10 protein-coding genes are annotated in these 15064 nt (G+C 70.4%); 6 read left to right on the plus strand and 4 right to left on the minus strand.

Going from position 1 to position 15064, the window contains the following annotated elements; translation table 11 throughout:
• Window positions 1-402: 402 nt before the first annotated feature.
• Together ABZY11_RS04300 and ABZY11_RS04305 are read right to left on the minus strand one after the other, a co-directional pair.
• On the minus strand, window positions 403-603 hold the full coding sequence (locus ABZY11_RS04300; RefSeq protein WP_356477652.1) for a DUF397 domain-containing protein: 201 nt from the start codon (window positions 601-603) through the stop codon (window positions 403-405).
• Window positions 600-1481: a helix-turn-helix transcriptional regulator gene (locus ABZY11_RS04305; protein WP_356477653.1), complete on the minus strand. Its 882-nt coding sequence runs from the start codon at window positions 1479-1481 to the stop codon at window positions 600-602. The genes ABZY11_RS04300 and ABZY11_RS04305 overlap by 4 nt, the downstream gene beginning before the upstream one ends.
• A 173-nt stretch (window positions 1482-1654) precedes the next feature.
• On the opposite strand from ABZY11_RS04305, the gene ABZY11_RS04310 reads away from it, so the two are divergent.
• The 4 genes from ABZY11_RS04310 (at window position 1655) to ABZY11_RS04325 (ending at window position 7479) form a co-directional block, all read left to right on the plus strand.
• Window positions 1655-2104 (plus strand): ATP-binding protein, encoded by a 450-nt coding sequence (locus ABZY11_RS04310; RefSeq protein ID WP_356477654.1) that lies wholly within the window; start codon window positions 1655-1657, stop codon window positions 2102-2104.
• Window positions 2105-2236: 132 nt separating this feature from the next.
• Window positions 2237-4045, plus strand: a complete 1809-nt coding sequence (locus tag ABZY11_RS04315; protein WP_356477655.1) for an AAA family ATPase — start codon at window positions 2237-2239, stop codon at window positions 4043-4045.
• Window positions 4042-5331: a restriction endonuclease gene (locus ABZY11_RS04320; protein ID WP_356477656.1), complete on the plus strand. Its 1290-nt coding sequence runs from the start codon at window positions 4042-4044 to the stop codon at window positions 5329-5331. Before ABZY11_RS04315 ends, ABZY11_RS04320 begins: the two co-directional genes overlap by 4 nt.
• A 12-nt stretch (window positions 5332-5343) precedes the next feature.
• Window positions 5344-7479 (plus strand): UvrD-helicase domain-containing protein, encoded by a 2136-nt coding sequence (locus ABZY11_RS04325; RefSeq protein WP_356477657.1) that lies wholly within the window; start codon window positions 5344-5346, stop codon window positions 7477-7479.
• A 56-nt stretch (window positions 7480-7535) separates the two neighbouring features.
• Here the strand turns inward: ABZY11_RS04325 and ABZY11_RS04330 are convergent, their stop codons facing one another.
• Window positions 7536-9191, minus strand: coding sequence for an N-6 DNA methylase (locus tag ABZY11_RS04330; RefSeq protein WP_356477658.1), 1656 nt, complete (start codon window positions 9189-9191; stop codon window positions 7536-7538).
• A gap of 297 nt (window positions 9192-9488) precedes the next feature.
• Between ABZY11_RS04330 and ABZY11_RS04335 the strand changes: the two genes are divergently transcribed.
• Window positions 9489-11195 (plus strand): TIGR04141 family sporadically distributed protein, encoded by a 1707-nt coding sequence (locus ABZY11_RS04335; protein ID WP_356477659.1) that lies wholly within the window; start codon window positions 9489-9491, stop codon window positions 11193-11195.
• 15 nt (window positions 11196-11210) lie between these two features.
• Here ABZY11_RS04335 and ABZY11_RS04340 read toward each other — a convergent pair whose 3' ends face one another.
• Window positions 11211-12038 carry a hypothetical protein gene (locus ABZY11_RS04340; protein ID WP_356477660.1) on the minus strand — a complete coding sequence of 276 codons (828 nt, stop codon included), beginning with the start codon at window positions 12036-12038 and terminating at the stop codon, window positions 11211-11213.
• A 282-nt stretch (window positions 12039-12320) separates the two neighbouring features.
• On the opposite strand from ABZY11_RS04340, the gene ABZY11_RS04345 reads away from it, so the two are divergent.
• The coding region (locus tag ABZY11_RS04345; RefSeq protein ID WP_356477661.1) for a nitrate- and nitrite sensing domain-containing protein at window positions 12321-15064 on the plus strand (2744 nt) is incomplete at its 3' end.

Genomic DNA, 15064 nt, shown 5'->3' on the forward strand with positions numbered 1-15064 from the left:
TGCCGGGCAGCGCCGGAGCAGTGGGGCGGAGTCCCCGATACCTCGACGGCAGGCGGGGAAGGTCAAGGCGTTGCAGCAGTGCCTCGATGTGATTCGTATGGCGATCAACGGCAAGCGTTGGGCCCTGGCGCGTTATGAGCTCGACCGGGCCAGGGTTCTCGTCAACGCCCTGCCCACCGATCAGGCCGTCCAGGAAAGAGAGCAACTGTCGCTACTGCGGAAGAAGTTCAAGGCGCGCGGCACGACGGCTGCCAAGAATGCCGCGAAGAAGGCGGCCGCGAAACCCACTACGAAGAAAGCCATGCCCAAGAAGACCGCAGCTAAAAAGGACGCGCCCAAAATGGCGGCGCCGAGGCCGGAACCCGACCTCGGCGACCGCTTCATCAACCGTGCCGCGCTCGGTTACACCTCCGAGGCGCCCGACACGAACCTCACGAAGGGCGCCCACTCCGCGCGCCCCACAACGAAGGCCGGGCGCGCCAGGTCCTTGGAGTCCCGTACGTGAACAGCCTCTTCGGCGACTGCGATCTCCACGCAGTCGTCGCCCTGGCTGCCGCTGTAGCTGGACTTGAACCAGGCGAGTTCCGTCGTACCGCTACTCATAGCTCTCCTCGCAGTCGCTCCAGCAGGTCCCGGGATTCCTTGGGACTCAGGGCCTGCGAGCGCAGTGTTTCATAGCGTTGGCAGAGCAGGCTCACCTCTTTCCGGTCCGAGATCAGCCGACCGTTCTGCTGGCCCTCCGAGTAGCCGAGCCGCTGACCCGCAGGGGTCTCCAGGAGACGCACCGGCCCGTCGAGGCACGTATGCAACCCCGCCTCCAACGGCACCACCTGAAGCGTCACATTGCGCGGAGCACTCCGCTCCAGCACGTGGTCCACTAGCCCACGCATCGCCTCCGCGTCCCCGAACCGCCGCCGGAACACGTGCTCCTCGACGATGAAGCTGAACGGCACCGTGGGCCGTTCCCGCATCATCCGTTGTCGTTCCATCCGCGCGGTGAGCTGGTCCTCCAGTTCGTCGTCGGTCCGCAGCGGGATCGTGCCCTCGAACACCGCCCGCGCATACGCCTCCGACTGCAACAGCCCCGGCACCAGTCGGCACTCGTACGTGCACAGGCTCACCGCCTTCCGCTCCAGCCGGGCCCATCGCCTGAACCATGCCGCAAGGCCGACCTCGCCGCGGCTGAGGTGGCAGGCGGCCCGGCGAAGCGCGCCTGTGTTGCCGAGCGCCCCCTCCGCGCGCTCGACGAACTCCTCGTCCGGCATGCGACGGCCCAGCTCGACGGACTCCACGGTGTGTTTGGAGTACTGGACGAGCTCGCCGAGCTCCGCCCGGCTGAGTCCCGCGTGTTCGCGCAGGGCCTGGACGACCGCGCCGAACGTACGCAGACTGTCCGACGGGTGGGGTTCCCGCTCCCCTTCCCCCGCCTGGGCCGTCCCGGCTTCGGCAGCCCCGGCCGCCTCCCCTTCGACGATGTCCATCCGCCGCTCCTCTCTTCGCACCCGCACCCGCGGCAGCTCCTCGCCGCCGTCACGTTCACCACCCAGCGTGACAGCCGACCCCGCGTACCACCTACCGAATGTGCCCGTACGCTGACTCCGCGTACGTGGTGCGGCGCTCGCATCCGGCCATATCCGGCCGCCACGATGACGCCATGAACCAACCCCTTCCCCAACTGGCCGTTTCGCAGCACGTCTTCACCCAGCTGCTGTCGTCCACGCGGCGCGGCGCCCGGCTCGCCCGGCTTCTCGGCGTGACCCAACTGCGGTCCTGGGGCGCCCCGCAGGACCTCACGGAGCGTGCCGAACTTGTAGTCGCGGAGCTTGCCGCCAACGCCGTCCTCCACGGCTTCGTGCCCGGCCGGAGCTTTCGACTGACGCTCAGGTTCGACGCCTCGCCTGGCCGCCTTCGCGTCGACGTCACCGACGCCCGTGGGGAACGCCCGCCCCGGTTCCCGCATGAGGACGCCGCGTCCGGCGCGCTCCACGCCGGTGGCCGCGGCCTCGCACTCGTCGCCGCGCTCTCCGACCGCTGGGAGACACTTCCCCATCCGCCCAGCGGCAAGACCGTCCGGGCCGAACTGACCGCCGTGAGCCGCCGATGAGCCCACCGGCAGGACTCCGTCCGGAAACCGCCCCCGTCCGATCGCGCGTGGCACCGCAACAATCGATTGACAGTGTCAACAGGTAGGCTGTGCGACACTCACGCAGACCTCACCCCGCACGGAAGGTCACCCATGTCACAGCCCGACCGTCTCCCCGGTGCGCCCGACTTCCGGCTCAAGCTCCCCAATGACGGTGGAGAGGCGCACGGGCACCTGCTCACCGAGTTCGGCGGGAACGGCACGAACAAGTTCCTCCTGCACGAGGGATCGTTCGTGGTGGCGGAGGCATCGCCCAGTCTCCACGCGCACCGACGCCAAATCCGTGCGGAACTGCGGGCGAGCGGCGCGCTGATCGACGTCCCGGTGGAACCCGACCGGCCCGGGGCGCCGCCGCGTTGGGTGGCGACGCGTGACATCCCGTGCAACTCCTCCTCCTCCGCAGCCGCGCTGGTGTACGGCTACCACGCCTCCGGGCCGGAGTCCTGGCGGACCGCCGAGGGCCATCCGCTCGCCGACTACCTGTCCACCGCCTGGCGCGCTCCGCGCAAGGCGTGGCTGGTGCGCGGCAACAACGTCTCGGGACACAACCTGGTACGGCAGCTGTGGCTGAAGGAGGGGATCGTCTCGCTCGCCGGTGCGCATCTGCCGCCCCTGGAGGAGAGCGATCCGACCAAGAGCACGCTTCGTCGCTTCGTCGAGGACGGGTACGAAGGCGCGGCCTCGTACAACCAGAAGCGCGGTCTCGTCGACGAGTTGCACGGCTTCCTGACGCAGATGCGCGTCGGCGACACGGTGGTCACCATAGGCGACGGCCGGCTCCATCTCGGACGGATCACCGGGGAGGCCGTGCAGACCGGCTCCCCCGGTGGCCTGTCCAATCTGCGGCGGGCGGTCGTCTGGGAGTCCGGCAGCCACCCGTACGAGGAACTGCCGGAGGCCGTGCAGCAGAAGCTGTCCGTGCAGCACGACGTCGTCGACCTGACCGGTGTCCTGGAGGCGCTGGACGGACTCGTCGGCCCCGCCGCGTCCGCCGGCCCCGCCCTGGAACCCGTCACCGAGCGGCCCGTGCCCCGGGAGCTGGTCCTGCCGGACGTGACCGACGCCCTCGCCGCCGACCTCCTCGTCCACGAGAAGGAATGGCTCGACGACGTGCGCGAACTGATCGTCGACGAGCGGCAGTTGGTTTTCTACGGCCCGCCCGGCACGGGCAAGACCTATCTGGCGATGAAGCTGGCCGAGCACTTCGGCGGCGGTCCCGAGCAGGTCAAGATCGTGCAGTTCCACCCGTCGTACGCCTACGAGGACTTCTTCGAGGGTTTTCGTCCCGTGGAGGACGACGAGACCCGGGAGGTCGCCTTCCGGCTGACGGCGGGGCCGCTGCGGGAACTCGCCGATCTCGCCTCCCGCGAGGGCAACCGGCACGTCCCGCACTTCCTGATCATCGACGAGATCAACCGGGCCAACCTCGCGAAGGTCTTCGGTGAGCTGTACTTCCTGCTGGAGTACCGGACGCGGTCCGTCCGTCTCACCTACTCCGGAGACGATTTCGCGCTGCCTCCCAACCTGTTCGTGATCGGCACCATGAACACCGCCGACCGGTCGATCGCGTTGGTGGACGCGGCGATGCGGCGCCGTTTCGCGTTCGTGGAGCTTTCCCCCCGTACCGAGCCGACCGCCGGGCTGCTCGCGCGGTGGCTGGAGAGCGAGGGCAGGGACGGGGAACCCGCTCGTCTTCTCGACGCTCTCAACGCCCGTATAGACGACCCGGACTTCGCCATCGGGCCCTCCTACTTGATGAAGCCGGGCGTGTACCGCGAGGGCGGTCTCGACCGCACCTGGCGCACGAAGATCCTCCCGCTGCTGGAGGAGCATCACTACGGCGAGGGGCTCGACGTCGCCGCCCGCTACGGACTCGACTCGCTGCGCGAGCAGCACCCGTGACCGCGACCGTAACCGCGACCGTGCCGGATGTGACGCTGCGCGAGTACGGGCCCGCGCTCTCTGTCCCACTGACAGCCGAGGCCGGGCGGGCCCTTGCCGCCGCCGAAATCCTGCAGAGCGTGACCCCGGACCCCCGCCGGGAGGGGCACTGGCTGCTGCGGGCGGGCAGCCGGGTCGGCGCCGTACGCACTCCCGGTGGTCCGGTCCTGCGGATCACGCCCAAGACCCCGGTGAGCCGACTGTTCTTCCTCCTCGGCTTCGTTCTCGACCCGGCACGCGCCTGGCGCGACAGCCGGGAAGGAACCGTCGACACCGGTGCTCACGACGACGTCGTACCCGCGCTCGCGCACGCCGTGGAGCGGCAGATCGACGCGGCTCTGCGGCAGGGGGTTCTCCAGGGCTACCGCGAAGTGGAGGAAACCGCGCTGGTCGTGCGCGGGCGGATACGCGAGGCCGAACAGATCCGGCGGCACTTCGGCCGGACACCGCCCGTGGAGATCGCGTACGACGCGTTCACGACCGACACCGCCGAGAACCGCATACTGCGCGCCGCCGTCGAGCAGTTGCTGCGGCTGCCCGGAGTCCCCGGTCCGGTCCGTCGGCGCCTCGCCCATCAGCGTCTGCGTCTCGCCGACGTCCGGCCGCTGGTGCGAGGGCAGGAGCTACCGCTCTGGCAGCCTTCGCGTCTCAACTCCCGCTATCAGCCCGCTTTGCGGCTCGCCGAGGCCGTCCTGCGCGGCACCTCGCCGGAGCACCGGCCGGCCGGGGCCGAACCACTCGCCATGGACGGCTTCCTGCTCGACATGAACAAGCTGTTCGAGGACTTCGTCACGGTCGCACTGCGCGAGGCTCTTCGCAAGCACGGCCTGACCGCGCGGCTCCAGGACCCCCACCACCTCGACCTCGCGGGTCTGGTGAGGATGCGTCCCGATCTCGTCGTCCGCACCGGGGACGGTCGCACCCCCGTGGCCGTGGTCGACGCCAAGTACAAGATCGAGAAGGCCGACGGGCTGCTCAACGCCGACCTGTACCAGGCCCTCGCGTACGCCACCGTGCTCGGCCTGCGCGAGGCCCACCTCGTGTACGCGGCGGGACGACAGCCGGAGCGCTTCCACGAGGTGCACGGCACGGCTACCGGACAGGACCGGCGAGGAGTGCGCCTGTACCAGCACAGCCTCGACCTCTCCCGTACGCCTGAACAACTCCTGTCGAGGATCGGGGAACTCGCCGGAAAACTGGCCGCGGCCACGCCACATGCTCGATCGTCGGACACCACCACGCAGTAGGAAAGGGACGTCATGCCCCGGCTCGCCTTCGCCCAGAGCTTCTGGGACGGCTACGACACGTTGGAGAAGCCGGTGCGGGCCGGCGTGCGCAAGGCCATGGGCAAGTTCCACGCCCTGACCGCCGCCGAACTCAACGCGGACAAGGGCCTGCACCTGGAGTCGGTGAACAACGCCCGGGACCCACGGATGCGGACCATCCGCATCACCGACTTCTGGCGGGGCGTCGTTCTCGCGCCCGACGACGGCAGTGATGTGTTCCTGCTGGTCAACGTCCTGCCGCACGACGACGCCTATACGTGGGCGGCGAAGCGGCTGTACAGCGCGAACACGGCGACCAGGGCCCTGGAGGTACGCGACGCCGTCGCCCTGGACGAGCTGACCCCGCTGTACGAGACGGCCGCCGCGGACGCACCCAGGCTGCTGTTCGCGGAGGTCTCCGACGGCGCCCTGCGCGAACTCGGCCTCGACGACCAGGTCCTGCGCGCCGCGCGTTCCCTGGTCGACAAGGCCCAACTGGAGGCGTTCTCCACGCTGCTGCCGGAGGACCAGCTGGAGGTGCTCCAGTACCTTGCCGAGGGCTTCAGTCCGGAGGAGGTCTACCGGGACGTCGTCGCCGTCCGGCGGCCCGCCGACGCACCGGCCGAGCCGGTCGAGGACCTGGCCACGGTGATCGCCAACACCTCGGCGCGCATCCGCATGGTCACCGGGCCCCAGGAGCTGGAGGAGGTGTTGCAGAAGCCGTTCGAAGCCTGGCGGGTCTTTCTCCACCCCTCCCAGCGACGCGCCGCCTACCGCACCTCGTACGGGGGTCCGGTCCAGGTCACGGGCGGGCCGGGAACGGGCAAGACGGTCGCCGCCCTGCACCGGGTCAAGCATCTGCTGGACCGCAGCGAGGACGGCCGGATCCTACTGACCACGTACACGAACGCGCTCGCCTCCGGACTGCGCGAGATGCTCGGCCTTCTCCTCGACGAGGACGAGGGGCTGCTGGCCCGGGTCGATGTGACGACGGTCGACGCCTGCGCCAACGGAGTCGTGCGCGCGAAGTCCGGGGCAGCGCCGCGTCCGATCGGGGACAAGGAACAGCGGCAGTTGTGGGAAAGGGCCGTCAAACAGCTCGACCTGCCGTACACCGCCCAGTTCCTCGCCCAGGAATACCGGCACGTCGTACTCGGCCAGGATCTCCGCGATCTCGACTCCTACCTCGGTGCGAGCCGCCGGGGCCGCGGTACCGGCATGGGGCCCGCACGCCGCCGAGAGGTGTGGAGCGGCGTCGAACGGTTCGAGCAGTTCCTGCGCGAGCGCGGCGAGACCACACATCTGCGGGTCTGCATCCGCGCGGCGGACTTCCTGGCCGGCGGTCCGGCCCCCTACGCCCATGTCGTCGTCGACGAGGCACAGGACCTGCACCCCGCGCAGTGGCGGGTACTGCGTGCCGCCGTGGCTCCCGGTCCCGATGACCTGTTCGTCACCGGTGACCCGCACCAGCGGATCTACGACTCCCGGGTGTCGCTCGGCTCCCTGGGCATCGCCACAGCCGGCCGCAGCTTCCGGTTGCGCGTCAACTACCGGTCCACCGAGGAGATCCTCACCTGGTCGGCGCGGCTCCTCGCGCCCGTCACCGTCGATGCGCTGGAGGGCGAGGGAACGGACTCGTTGACCGGCTACCGCTCCCTGCTCCATGGGCGCCGCCCCTTGGTCCAGGGGTACGGAACCCGGCAGGAGGAGACCGATGCCCTGGTGGAGCGCGTCCGGGCGCTGCTCGCCGACGGCCTCGCACCACACGAGATCGGCGTGTGCGCGCGCTTCAATCTCGCCCTGGACGCGGCCGAGGACAAGCTCAAGGCCTCCGGTATTCCGGTGCTCCGGGTCAAGGGACAGTCCGTCTCCGGGGCGCAGGGCGTACGGCTGGCGACCATGCATGCGATGAAGGGGCTGGAATTCCGGGCGGTGTCCGTCCTCGACGTCAAGGAGGGCGCCATACCGTTCGCCCGCGCGGTCACCCCACGCGAGGCAGACCCTCTCCAGCACGACGCCGATCTGCTCCGGGAGCGCTGCCTGCTCTTCGTCGCCTGCACACGTGCACGCGAGTCGCTGAGCGTGACATGGAGCGGGACCCCGAGCCCGTTCCTGCCACGCCCGGCCTGACCGACTCGAACACGGACGGTGCGGGACACCCGCCGAGGGGTGCCCCGCGCCGTGCTTCACTCCTCCGGCGTCAGGGCGCCCGTGGCGAGGCCGTCACGGGCGACTTCGGCAAGCTGCCTGCTCAGCTCGTCGACCTTGCGCATGCCTTCCTCGAACTCGGACACGGCCCGGAAGGCGGATCCGTAACGACGCTGCTCGTCGATGCCCATACGGGGGATACGTGACCCCCGGGTGTCGAGGCGGTACGTCCCACTGGCGCTCGTGGACCGGCGGGTGTTGACGGAGCTCCGCAGGAACCCCTGGAGATAGTCCGTGTCGAGTTGCTCGCTGGCGGAGACCGGCTCCGAGTCCTCGTATGTGACGAGTCCGGCGCGGGCGAGATCCGCGACGCTGGTGGTCGCGCCGTCCAGCGAGCCCGGTCCGCGCCCGACAGTCAGCTCGGGCAGGAGGGCGGCGAGTCGGCGGATCTGCTCCTCCATCTCCTGGCGCAGGGCCGTGTACTCACCGGGATAGTCGCGCTGCCGGGAGCGGAGGTGACTGCCGGGGGTGAGATCGACGGTGTCGTCGAGGAGCCCGATCAGCGGCACGTCGGCGATCTGGTCGGAGCGTGGGTCCAGACCGCCGTCGGGGCTGTTGCCGGTCAGGTCGACCATGCGCACCGTACGGTTCGTGTCCGCGCTCGCGGTGTTTTCAGGCCGCTGCAGACACCACAGGTGGACGGGCAGGGAGTGAGATGTCGCCGTCCCCGGCGGCAGGGCGACCACTTGGCGCAGGATGCCCCGGCGTACGAGTTCCGCTCGGATGCGGCGGCCCGCCTTGCGGTAGGCGACCGAGGCCGGCATGACCATGAGGACCTGGCCGCCCGGCCCGGTGTGCGCATAGGCGTGCTGGAGCCAGGCAAGCTCGCCCTCGGCCTTGGACGGGGTACCGAGCTCCCAGCGCGAGTCGAGCAGCAGTTCCTCCCGCCCCCACTCGGTCACACCGGCCGGCGGGTCACAGACGACGAGGTCCGCCTTGAGATCCGCCCATTCGTCCGCGCGCAGGGAGTCCCCCGCCACGATGCGGACTCCTGATCGGCCCAGAAGGTCGGCGCGGAGCTGTGCGAAACGGGCACTGTCGGCGTCCACTTCCTGACCGTGGCAACGCGTGGCCGCTCCGGAGGCGGCGGACAGGAGCAGCACCCCGATTCCACAGGCCGGGTCGAAGACCGTGGCGTCGGAGGGGAGTTCGGGAGCGAAGTGACGGACGGCGCGCACCACGCGCTCGGGAGTCACCTGGTCCGATCCCGCACGCCGAGCGGAGTCCACGAACCGTTCGGTCAGTCCGTTCACGAGGTCGGCGGGCGCCGCGGTCCGGGCGAGCTTCCGTACCCGAGGGGCGATGTCGTCCGGCAGTCCCGGCGCAGGCCGTCCGGCCAGCGCTGCGGCCACCTCCGCCAGGCCCGCGACCATCTGTTCCCCGTACGCGGCCCGCAGGGCCTGCCACAACTCGACCTCGGGTGACACCTCCTGACCCTTGCGCTGCCTGTCCAGCCATCCCTGGACCTCGGCGAGCGCGAAGAGCGGACTGTTCGCGGCGCCTCCCGCCGGTGCCGGGAAGTCGTCGTAGCGCCGACGCCAGTTGGAGACAGCAGCCCGGGTGACACCGGCCAGTCGAGCGATCTCGGCACCGGTGACCAGGGGGCCGACCGGTGAAGCTGCGTTGTCCGTCATACATCCAGCGTACACGGACCACTGCCCCTCCTCCAGAGTGAAGTCTGTTGACAGTGCGCACAGACTGGTGTCAATATCCTCCGTGTACCTGGTCCGTCCCGAGCGGGTACGGCGTGCAGCGCGTCCTCGCCGCGACCGCCTCATCCCGTCGTGCCCCACGGCGGAGGGCTGCCCGGACCTGCCTGCGGCACCTTCCTGTCTCCGCCCCGTAGTCCCCGTCACAGCCACAACGGCGCAGGACATCGGTGCATCCCACCCACCTTCAAGAATTTGCCCACTGCTCCACGGAGGCTCGCCATGGCATCGAACACCGCAGTACGCACCGTCTACCGGCTGACCGGTGTCGCGCCCACCCCGGAGGCCATGCTGGAGGCCCTCGACCCGGAGCTTCTGGACAGGCTCGGTGCCGATCTGCACTTCCCCGACGTGCTTGGCGTTCCGGCTGTGTACATCACCTGCGGAATGGAGCACACCGAGGCCCCGTGGTGCGAACCCATGGCACGCACCACCGGCGTCACGGTTGCCGAGAGCGTCCGCCGCACCGCCGCCGTCCTGCTGCTCGCCGTGGACGGCACGGTGTACGCCATCGGCTGCGACCAGGGGTACCGGCTGATCCCCGACCGCCTCAAGGACAAGCGCTTCGGTCTCTCCTTCGCCATCCGGCAGATGGATCCGAACATGATCCGTGGGGCGGTCTCAAGGTCGCTCGGACAGACACGCACCGACATCTCCCTGGTTCCGAGCGGCGCCCCGGTCCCGCTGCTCGGCCTCCGTGACCACTCGCGTGTCGTGCGCAGCCTGGGCGGCTACCTCGACGACCTGCCGCTCACCCGCTCGCGGTACACGCGTGGAAGGGCGGTCAGTGCCCAGGGCGGATGCGGATTGAGGATCGCGCTGGGGATCGAACCGGAGGCCCTGCTCTCCGACTTACGGACCATCGCGAGGATCTGCCGCGAGGACATCCCGCACCAGGAGCTGGAGTTCGTCGACCACATCGTCCCGGTCACCGATCCGACGGTTCTCGACGCCCTCGACCGGGAGCTGGACTACTGTCTCGGTCGGCCCGCCGACGGACGGATCTCCTCCATCGCCCCCTCCGATCACCATGTCGCGTGCACGGAGGCCACCGTGTACATGACGCGGATCAACAGCACCGACGCCTGGCGCTCCGACGACTTCGACCTCGGCTACGTACTCATGCGGGCCCGGCTCGCACCGCCCGGACAGCGCCTCAAGGTGCTGCGCGAGGGGACAGTGACCCTCGCCAGGGACCGCCGGGCAAGTGCAGTCGACACACTCGCCGTGACCAGCGCACTGGCCTGGCTGGAGGTCGGCTCCTCGCTGGGCTCCAGGCGGTTCTTCCTCCTGGAGGGCGAGTGGTACGAGGGCGGGGCCGCCTACGTGGCGGAGAGCCGGGCCACTGTGGCGGCCCTGTTCTCTCCCGTTCCCTCCGTCTCGCTGCCCGCCTGGCTCGACGGTGAGTCCGAGAACACGTACAACAACAGGGTGGCCGATGAGGAGCGGCCGGGCTGGCTCTGTCTCGACACCAAGAACGTCACCAATCCCCTCCGGCCCAGGGACCAGGTCGAGATCTGCGACCTGCTCACGCCCGACGGCACCCTGGTCCTCGTCAAGCGCGCAGGCGGTTCCGGCCCACTGAGCCACCTGTTCAGCCAGGCCAGGGTGGCCGTGGAACTGCTCCAGGAGTCCGCGCAGGTCCGCGCAGAGTTCACTGCGAAGGTCAACCGGCTCAGCGGGGGCAGGTACGTACTTCCCGACGACTTCACGCCCAAGCGGATCGTCCTTGCCATGCTGCTCAAGAACCGGGAGAGTCTGACCCCGGAGTCCGTCTTCGGCTTCTCCCAGATCACCATTGCCCAGACCTCGAAGGCCCTGGCAGCACGTGGGGTGGCTGTCGAGGTCATCGGAATCCCGGAGGGCGGCGTTGACACCGTTCCCCTGCCCATGTGTCGGGTGGGGGTCGGTGCGGGGGTCCCCGGCTGAGTGCCCGTCGGCCCCTCAGGGGCGGCGCTGGTGGCCGACGTCGCGGGCGAGGTCCAGGCCGAGGACGCGGTCGAGGTGGGCGAAGGTCTCGAACTTGGCGCCCGGCGGGACGTCGGACCGTTCCGCCACCTCGGCCAGGAGTGCCAGGACGGCGGCGACGTCGAGATTCTCGGCGAGCGCCGCATGTGACCGCCGCAGCAGGTCGGTGGGGATCGGTCTGGACGGCTGCTGCGCCCAGTCGGCGACCGATCGCCGCCAGTCGCGCAGGGTCCGCCGGGCCCCGGCGAGCGCGGGGCCGGTGACCGTGACCGGGGTTCCGTAGGGGTGGCCGAGCAGCAGCAGGCGTACTGCCAGTGGGTCGGCGGTCTCCGGCATCGTTGCGTCCGAAAGGTCGGCGAGGTCGGGGACTTCCTCCGTCGGTGGCGCGGTGGCGACCTGGCCCACCCCGATCAGGGCGCCGCTCCCGGCGTCGGCCGGGTCGGTACCGGCGGCGGTCACATGCACGTCGGCCGGGCCGCCGAGGGCCGCCTCCGGGCGGTGGGGGCCGATGACGGCAGGGGGGTGGATGCCGAGCACCGCCATCACCCGGTCCAGGGCCCGGGACCGGTCGGGCGTCAGCTCGGGGGTGGTGAGGACCGTGACGACCTGGAGGCCGTTCAGCTCGGCAGTGCGTGCCAGCACGTCGCCGATCAGGGGGACGCGCAGGTGCACCGCGCCGAGCCCGGTGCCGGTGTCCGAGCCCGTGCCGATGTCGCGCAGGTGGACGCAGGTGCGCAGCAGGCGACGGGGGGAGGCGGGGACTTCCACGAGGTGGCCGGTGCGGGTGTCGGTGATGCGCAGCATGGTGTGGAGGCTAGTCGCGGGGGCCTGCCGTGCGCGGGAGCCCGTGCGGGGCATTCGTGCTTCGTGCGGCGGTTGCCCGGAGACTCCGGGGTCTCAGTTCTCCTCCGTCAAGCGCCCCCTGGTCCCCCGGGCCGCTGCTCGAACCGGGGCGGACCGGGGTGGACCGGGCGCCTACGGATCACGGTGACGGACTTGTGCGTGATCGGTAATGCACTTGTGAGCCCACTTTCTTTTCATTTTTTCACTGTGACTAATATCTATCTGTCGAAGTTCTCAACGGATTTGACCAGTCCTGAGGCTGGCATCATCAAGGAGCACGCCCTGCGCACGCGCGCCTCACGGCGGACCGAGTCGACCACCATGTCGCTGCGGACAGCCCTGCTCGTTCTGGCCATCGTTCCCGGCGTCGCGCTGGCCGCCCTCTGGGCCGTCACCAGTGGTCAGACCCTGCTGGACTTCCAACGCCAGGCCGCCCAGGGACAGTTGGCGCAGAAGGCCGGCCAGCCGTCCAACATCGTGTACTACAACCTCCAGCAGGAGCGCCGGCTCAGCGCCGAGGTGCTCGCCCGGCACAAGGGCGCCACCGACGAACTCCAGCAGCAGCGCAAGCGCACCGACGAGGCCGTGCAGAGCTTCCAGTCGCTCTCCGACGTGGCCACCGACGACGCCCCCGCCGAGGTCCGTGACGCGGTCGGCAAGGCCCGCGAGGCCATCAACCAGCTGCCTGCCCAGCGCGCCCTCGTCGACGACGGCGGCAGCGACCAGCAGGAGGCCGTGTACGGCTACTACACGGACCTGATCGCGGTCGACCTCCAGCTCTTCGCGGCGCTCAGCCATGTCGACAACGGCCGGATCACCACGCTCTCGCAGCCGCTGGTCGACCTGTTCTGGACCAAGGAGATGATCTCCCGTTCGGACGCCCTGCTGGCGCGCGGCTGGTCCGAGGGGAAGCTCAGCGCCGAGGACCTGAAGCAGGTCCGGGAGGCTGTTTCCGGCCAGGAACTCCAGTACTCCACCAAGGTCGTTCCCCAACTGCCGTCGGACGAGAAGGCCATGTGGGAGCAGATCACCCGCAGCGCGGCCTGGAAGACCAAGACGCGGGTGGAGAACGACGTGCTGCGCCCGGCCGACGCCGACGCGGACGGGTTCGTCGCCCTGAAGGCCCGGGAGAAGACCTGGCGCGGAGCGATGGACGAGCTCGACCCGCAGATCGAGAAGCTGCTGGAGCACCGCACCGCCCTCGTGGTCGAGGAGGGCAAGGGCAGCGTCATGTCGCTGTTGCTGAAGATGGTGCTGACCACGGTCATCGGTCTGGCGGCCGTGATCGCGGTCATCTTGACCACCTGGCGCCTCACCCGTAACCTCCGCCGCCGGATCGGCAGCCTGCAGGAGCGGGCCGAGGAGCTGGAGAAGGCCCTGCCGGACGTCGTCGAGCGGCTCGGCCGGGGCGAGCGGATCGATGTCGAGGCCGAGGCGCGTGCCATCGAGCACGACAGCAAGGACAGCAGGAGCGACGAGCTGACCCAGCTCGGCGACGCGCTCAACCTGGCGCGCACCAGTGCACTGGCGGCGGCCGTCAAACAGGCCGACCAGCACCGCGGCTTCGAGCGGCTGCTCCAGCGCATCGCCCGCCGCACCCAGCAGTTGATCGGCCAGCAGCTGAAGAAGCTGGACGAGCTGGAGCGCAAGCACGAGGACCCCGAGGTGCTCGACGGTCTCTTCGACCTCGACCACCTCACCGCCCGGCTGCGGCGGTACGAGGAGAACCTGGTGATCCTCGCGGGCGGTTCCCCGCACCGGCGCTGGCGCAAGCCGGTTCCGCTGCTGGACGTGATGCGTTCCGCCCAGGGCGAGGTGCAGGACTACCGGCGTGTGGTGCTGGACCTCGACGGCAGCCCCTGGCTGTCGGAGCGGGCTGTCGGCCCGGTCTCCCATGTGCTGGCCGAGCTCATCGAGAACGCGCTCAGCTTCTCCCGGCCGCCGAGCCCGGTCGAGGTCAGGGCCGCCAAGGTGAGCCGCGGTCTGGCCATCGAGGTCGAGGACCGCGGCCTCGGGATGGAGGAGGAGCAGCTGGCGGCGGCCAACGAGCTGATGGTCCGGCCGCCCCGGATGGACGTGCTCGCCCACTCCGACGACATCCGTCTCGGTCTGTATGTGATCGCCCGGCTCGCGGACCAGCACGGCCTGCGGGTGGAGTTCCGCTCCTCGGCGTACGGCGGTACCCGCGTGGTCCTGCTCGTCCCCGACGAGCTCACCGTCCCCGAACCGCGGACCGGTCCGGTCGGCGTGCCCTCCCCCGCTGCCGCCGCCCCCGCCGCGCCTGCGGCCCCCGCCGACGACGAGGCGCTGCCCACCCGCGTACAGGGTCAGGCGCTGGCCGGAGTCACCGCGCTGAACACGGCGGGCGTCCCGTACGCCACCACCGAGCAGCCGTACACGGTCGCCGAACAGTCCTATACGGCCCCGGCACCGGCCCCGGAACAGGGGCAGGAGCCGTACCGGACGGAGCAGGAACAGCCGTACCGGCCGGCCGAGACCCCGTTCGCGGGCCAGGAACAGCCGTACGCCGCGCAGGAGAACCCGTACGGCCCGGCCGAACAGCCGTACATGACGGCCGCCGGCCAGTACCCCGTGGACCGGCCTCCGTACCCGGCGCCCGAGGAGCCGTACGCCACTCCGCAGCAGCCGTACGCCGCTCCGTACTCCTCCGGCACCGGGGCGGACGGCACGTCCCTGCCGATTCCCGCACCCCGGCAGTCCGAGCCGGAGACCGTCCCGCCCGCCCGGCTGCCGGTGTCCGAGCCCGACCACCCGGCCCCGCCGGACCCGGGAGCCGTCCGCGCGCAGGACGTGGAGCACGGGTCCGACCGGCCCGCCCTCCCCGCCCCCGGCGCGGAACCCCCGTTGCCCCGCCGGGTACGGCAGGCCAGCCTGGCCGACGAACTGCGGATCGCCCCGGCCTCCCGGCCCGCCGCGCCGCAGCAGCCGAACCGGCCGGAGAACCCGCAGCCACGTCCGGAGCCGCG

The sequence above is a fragment of the Streptomyces sp. NPDC006510 genome, assembly GCF_040611955.1.
GTDB lineage: Bacteria > Actinomycetota > Actinomycetes > Streptomycetales > Streptomycetaceae > Streptomyces.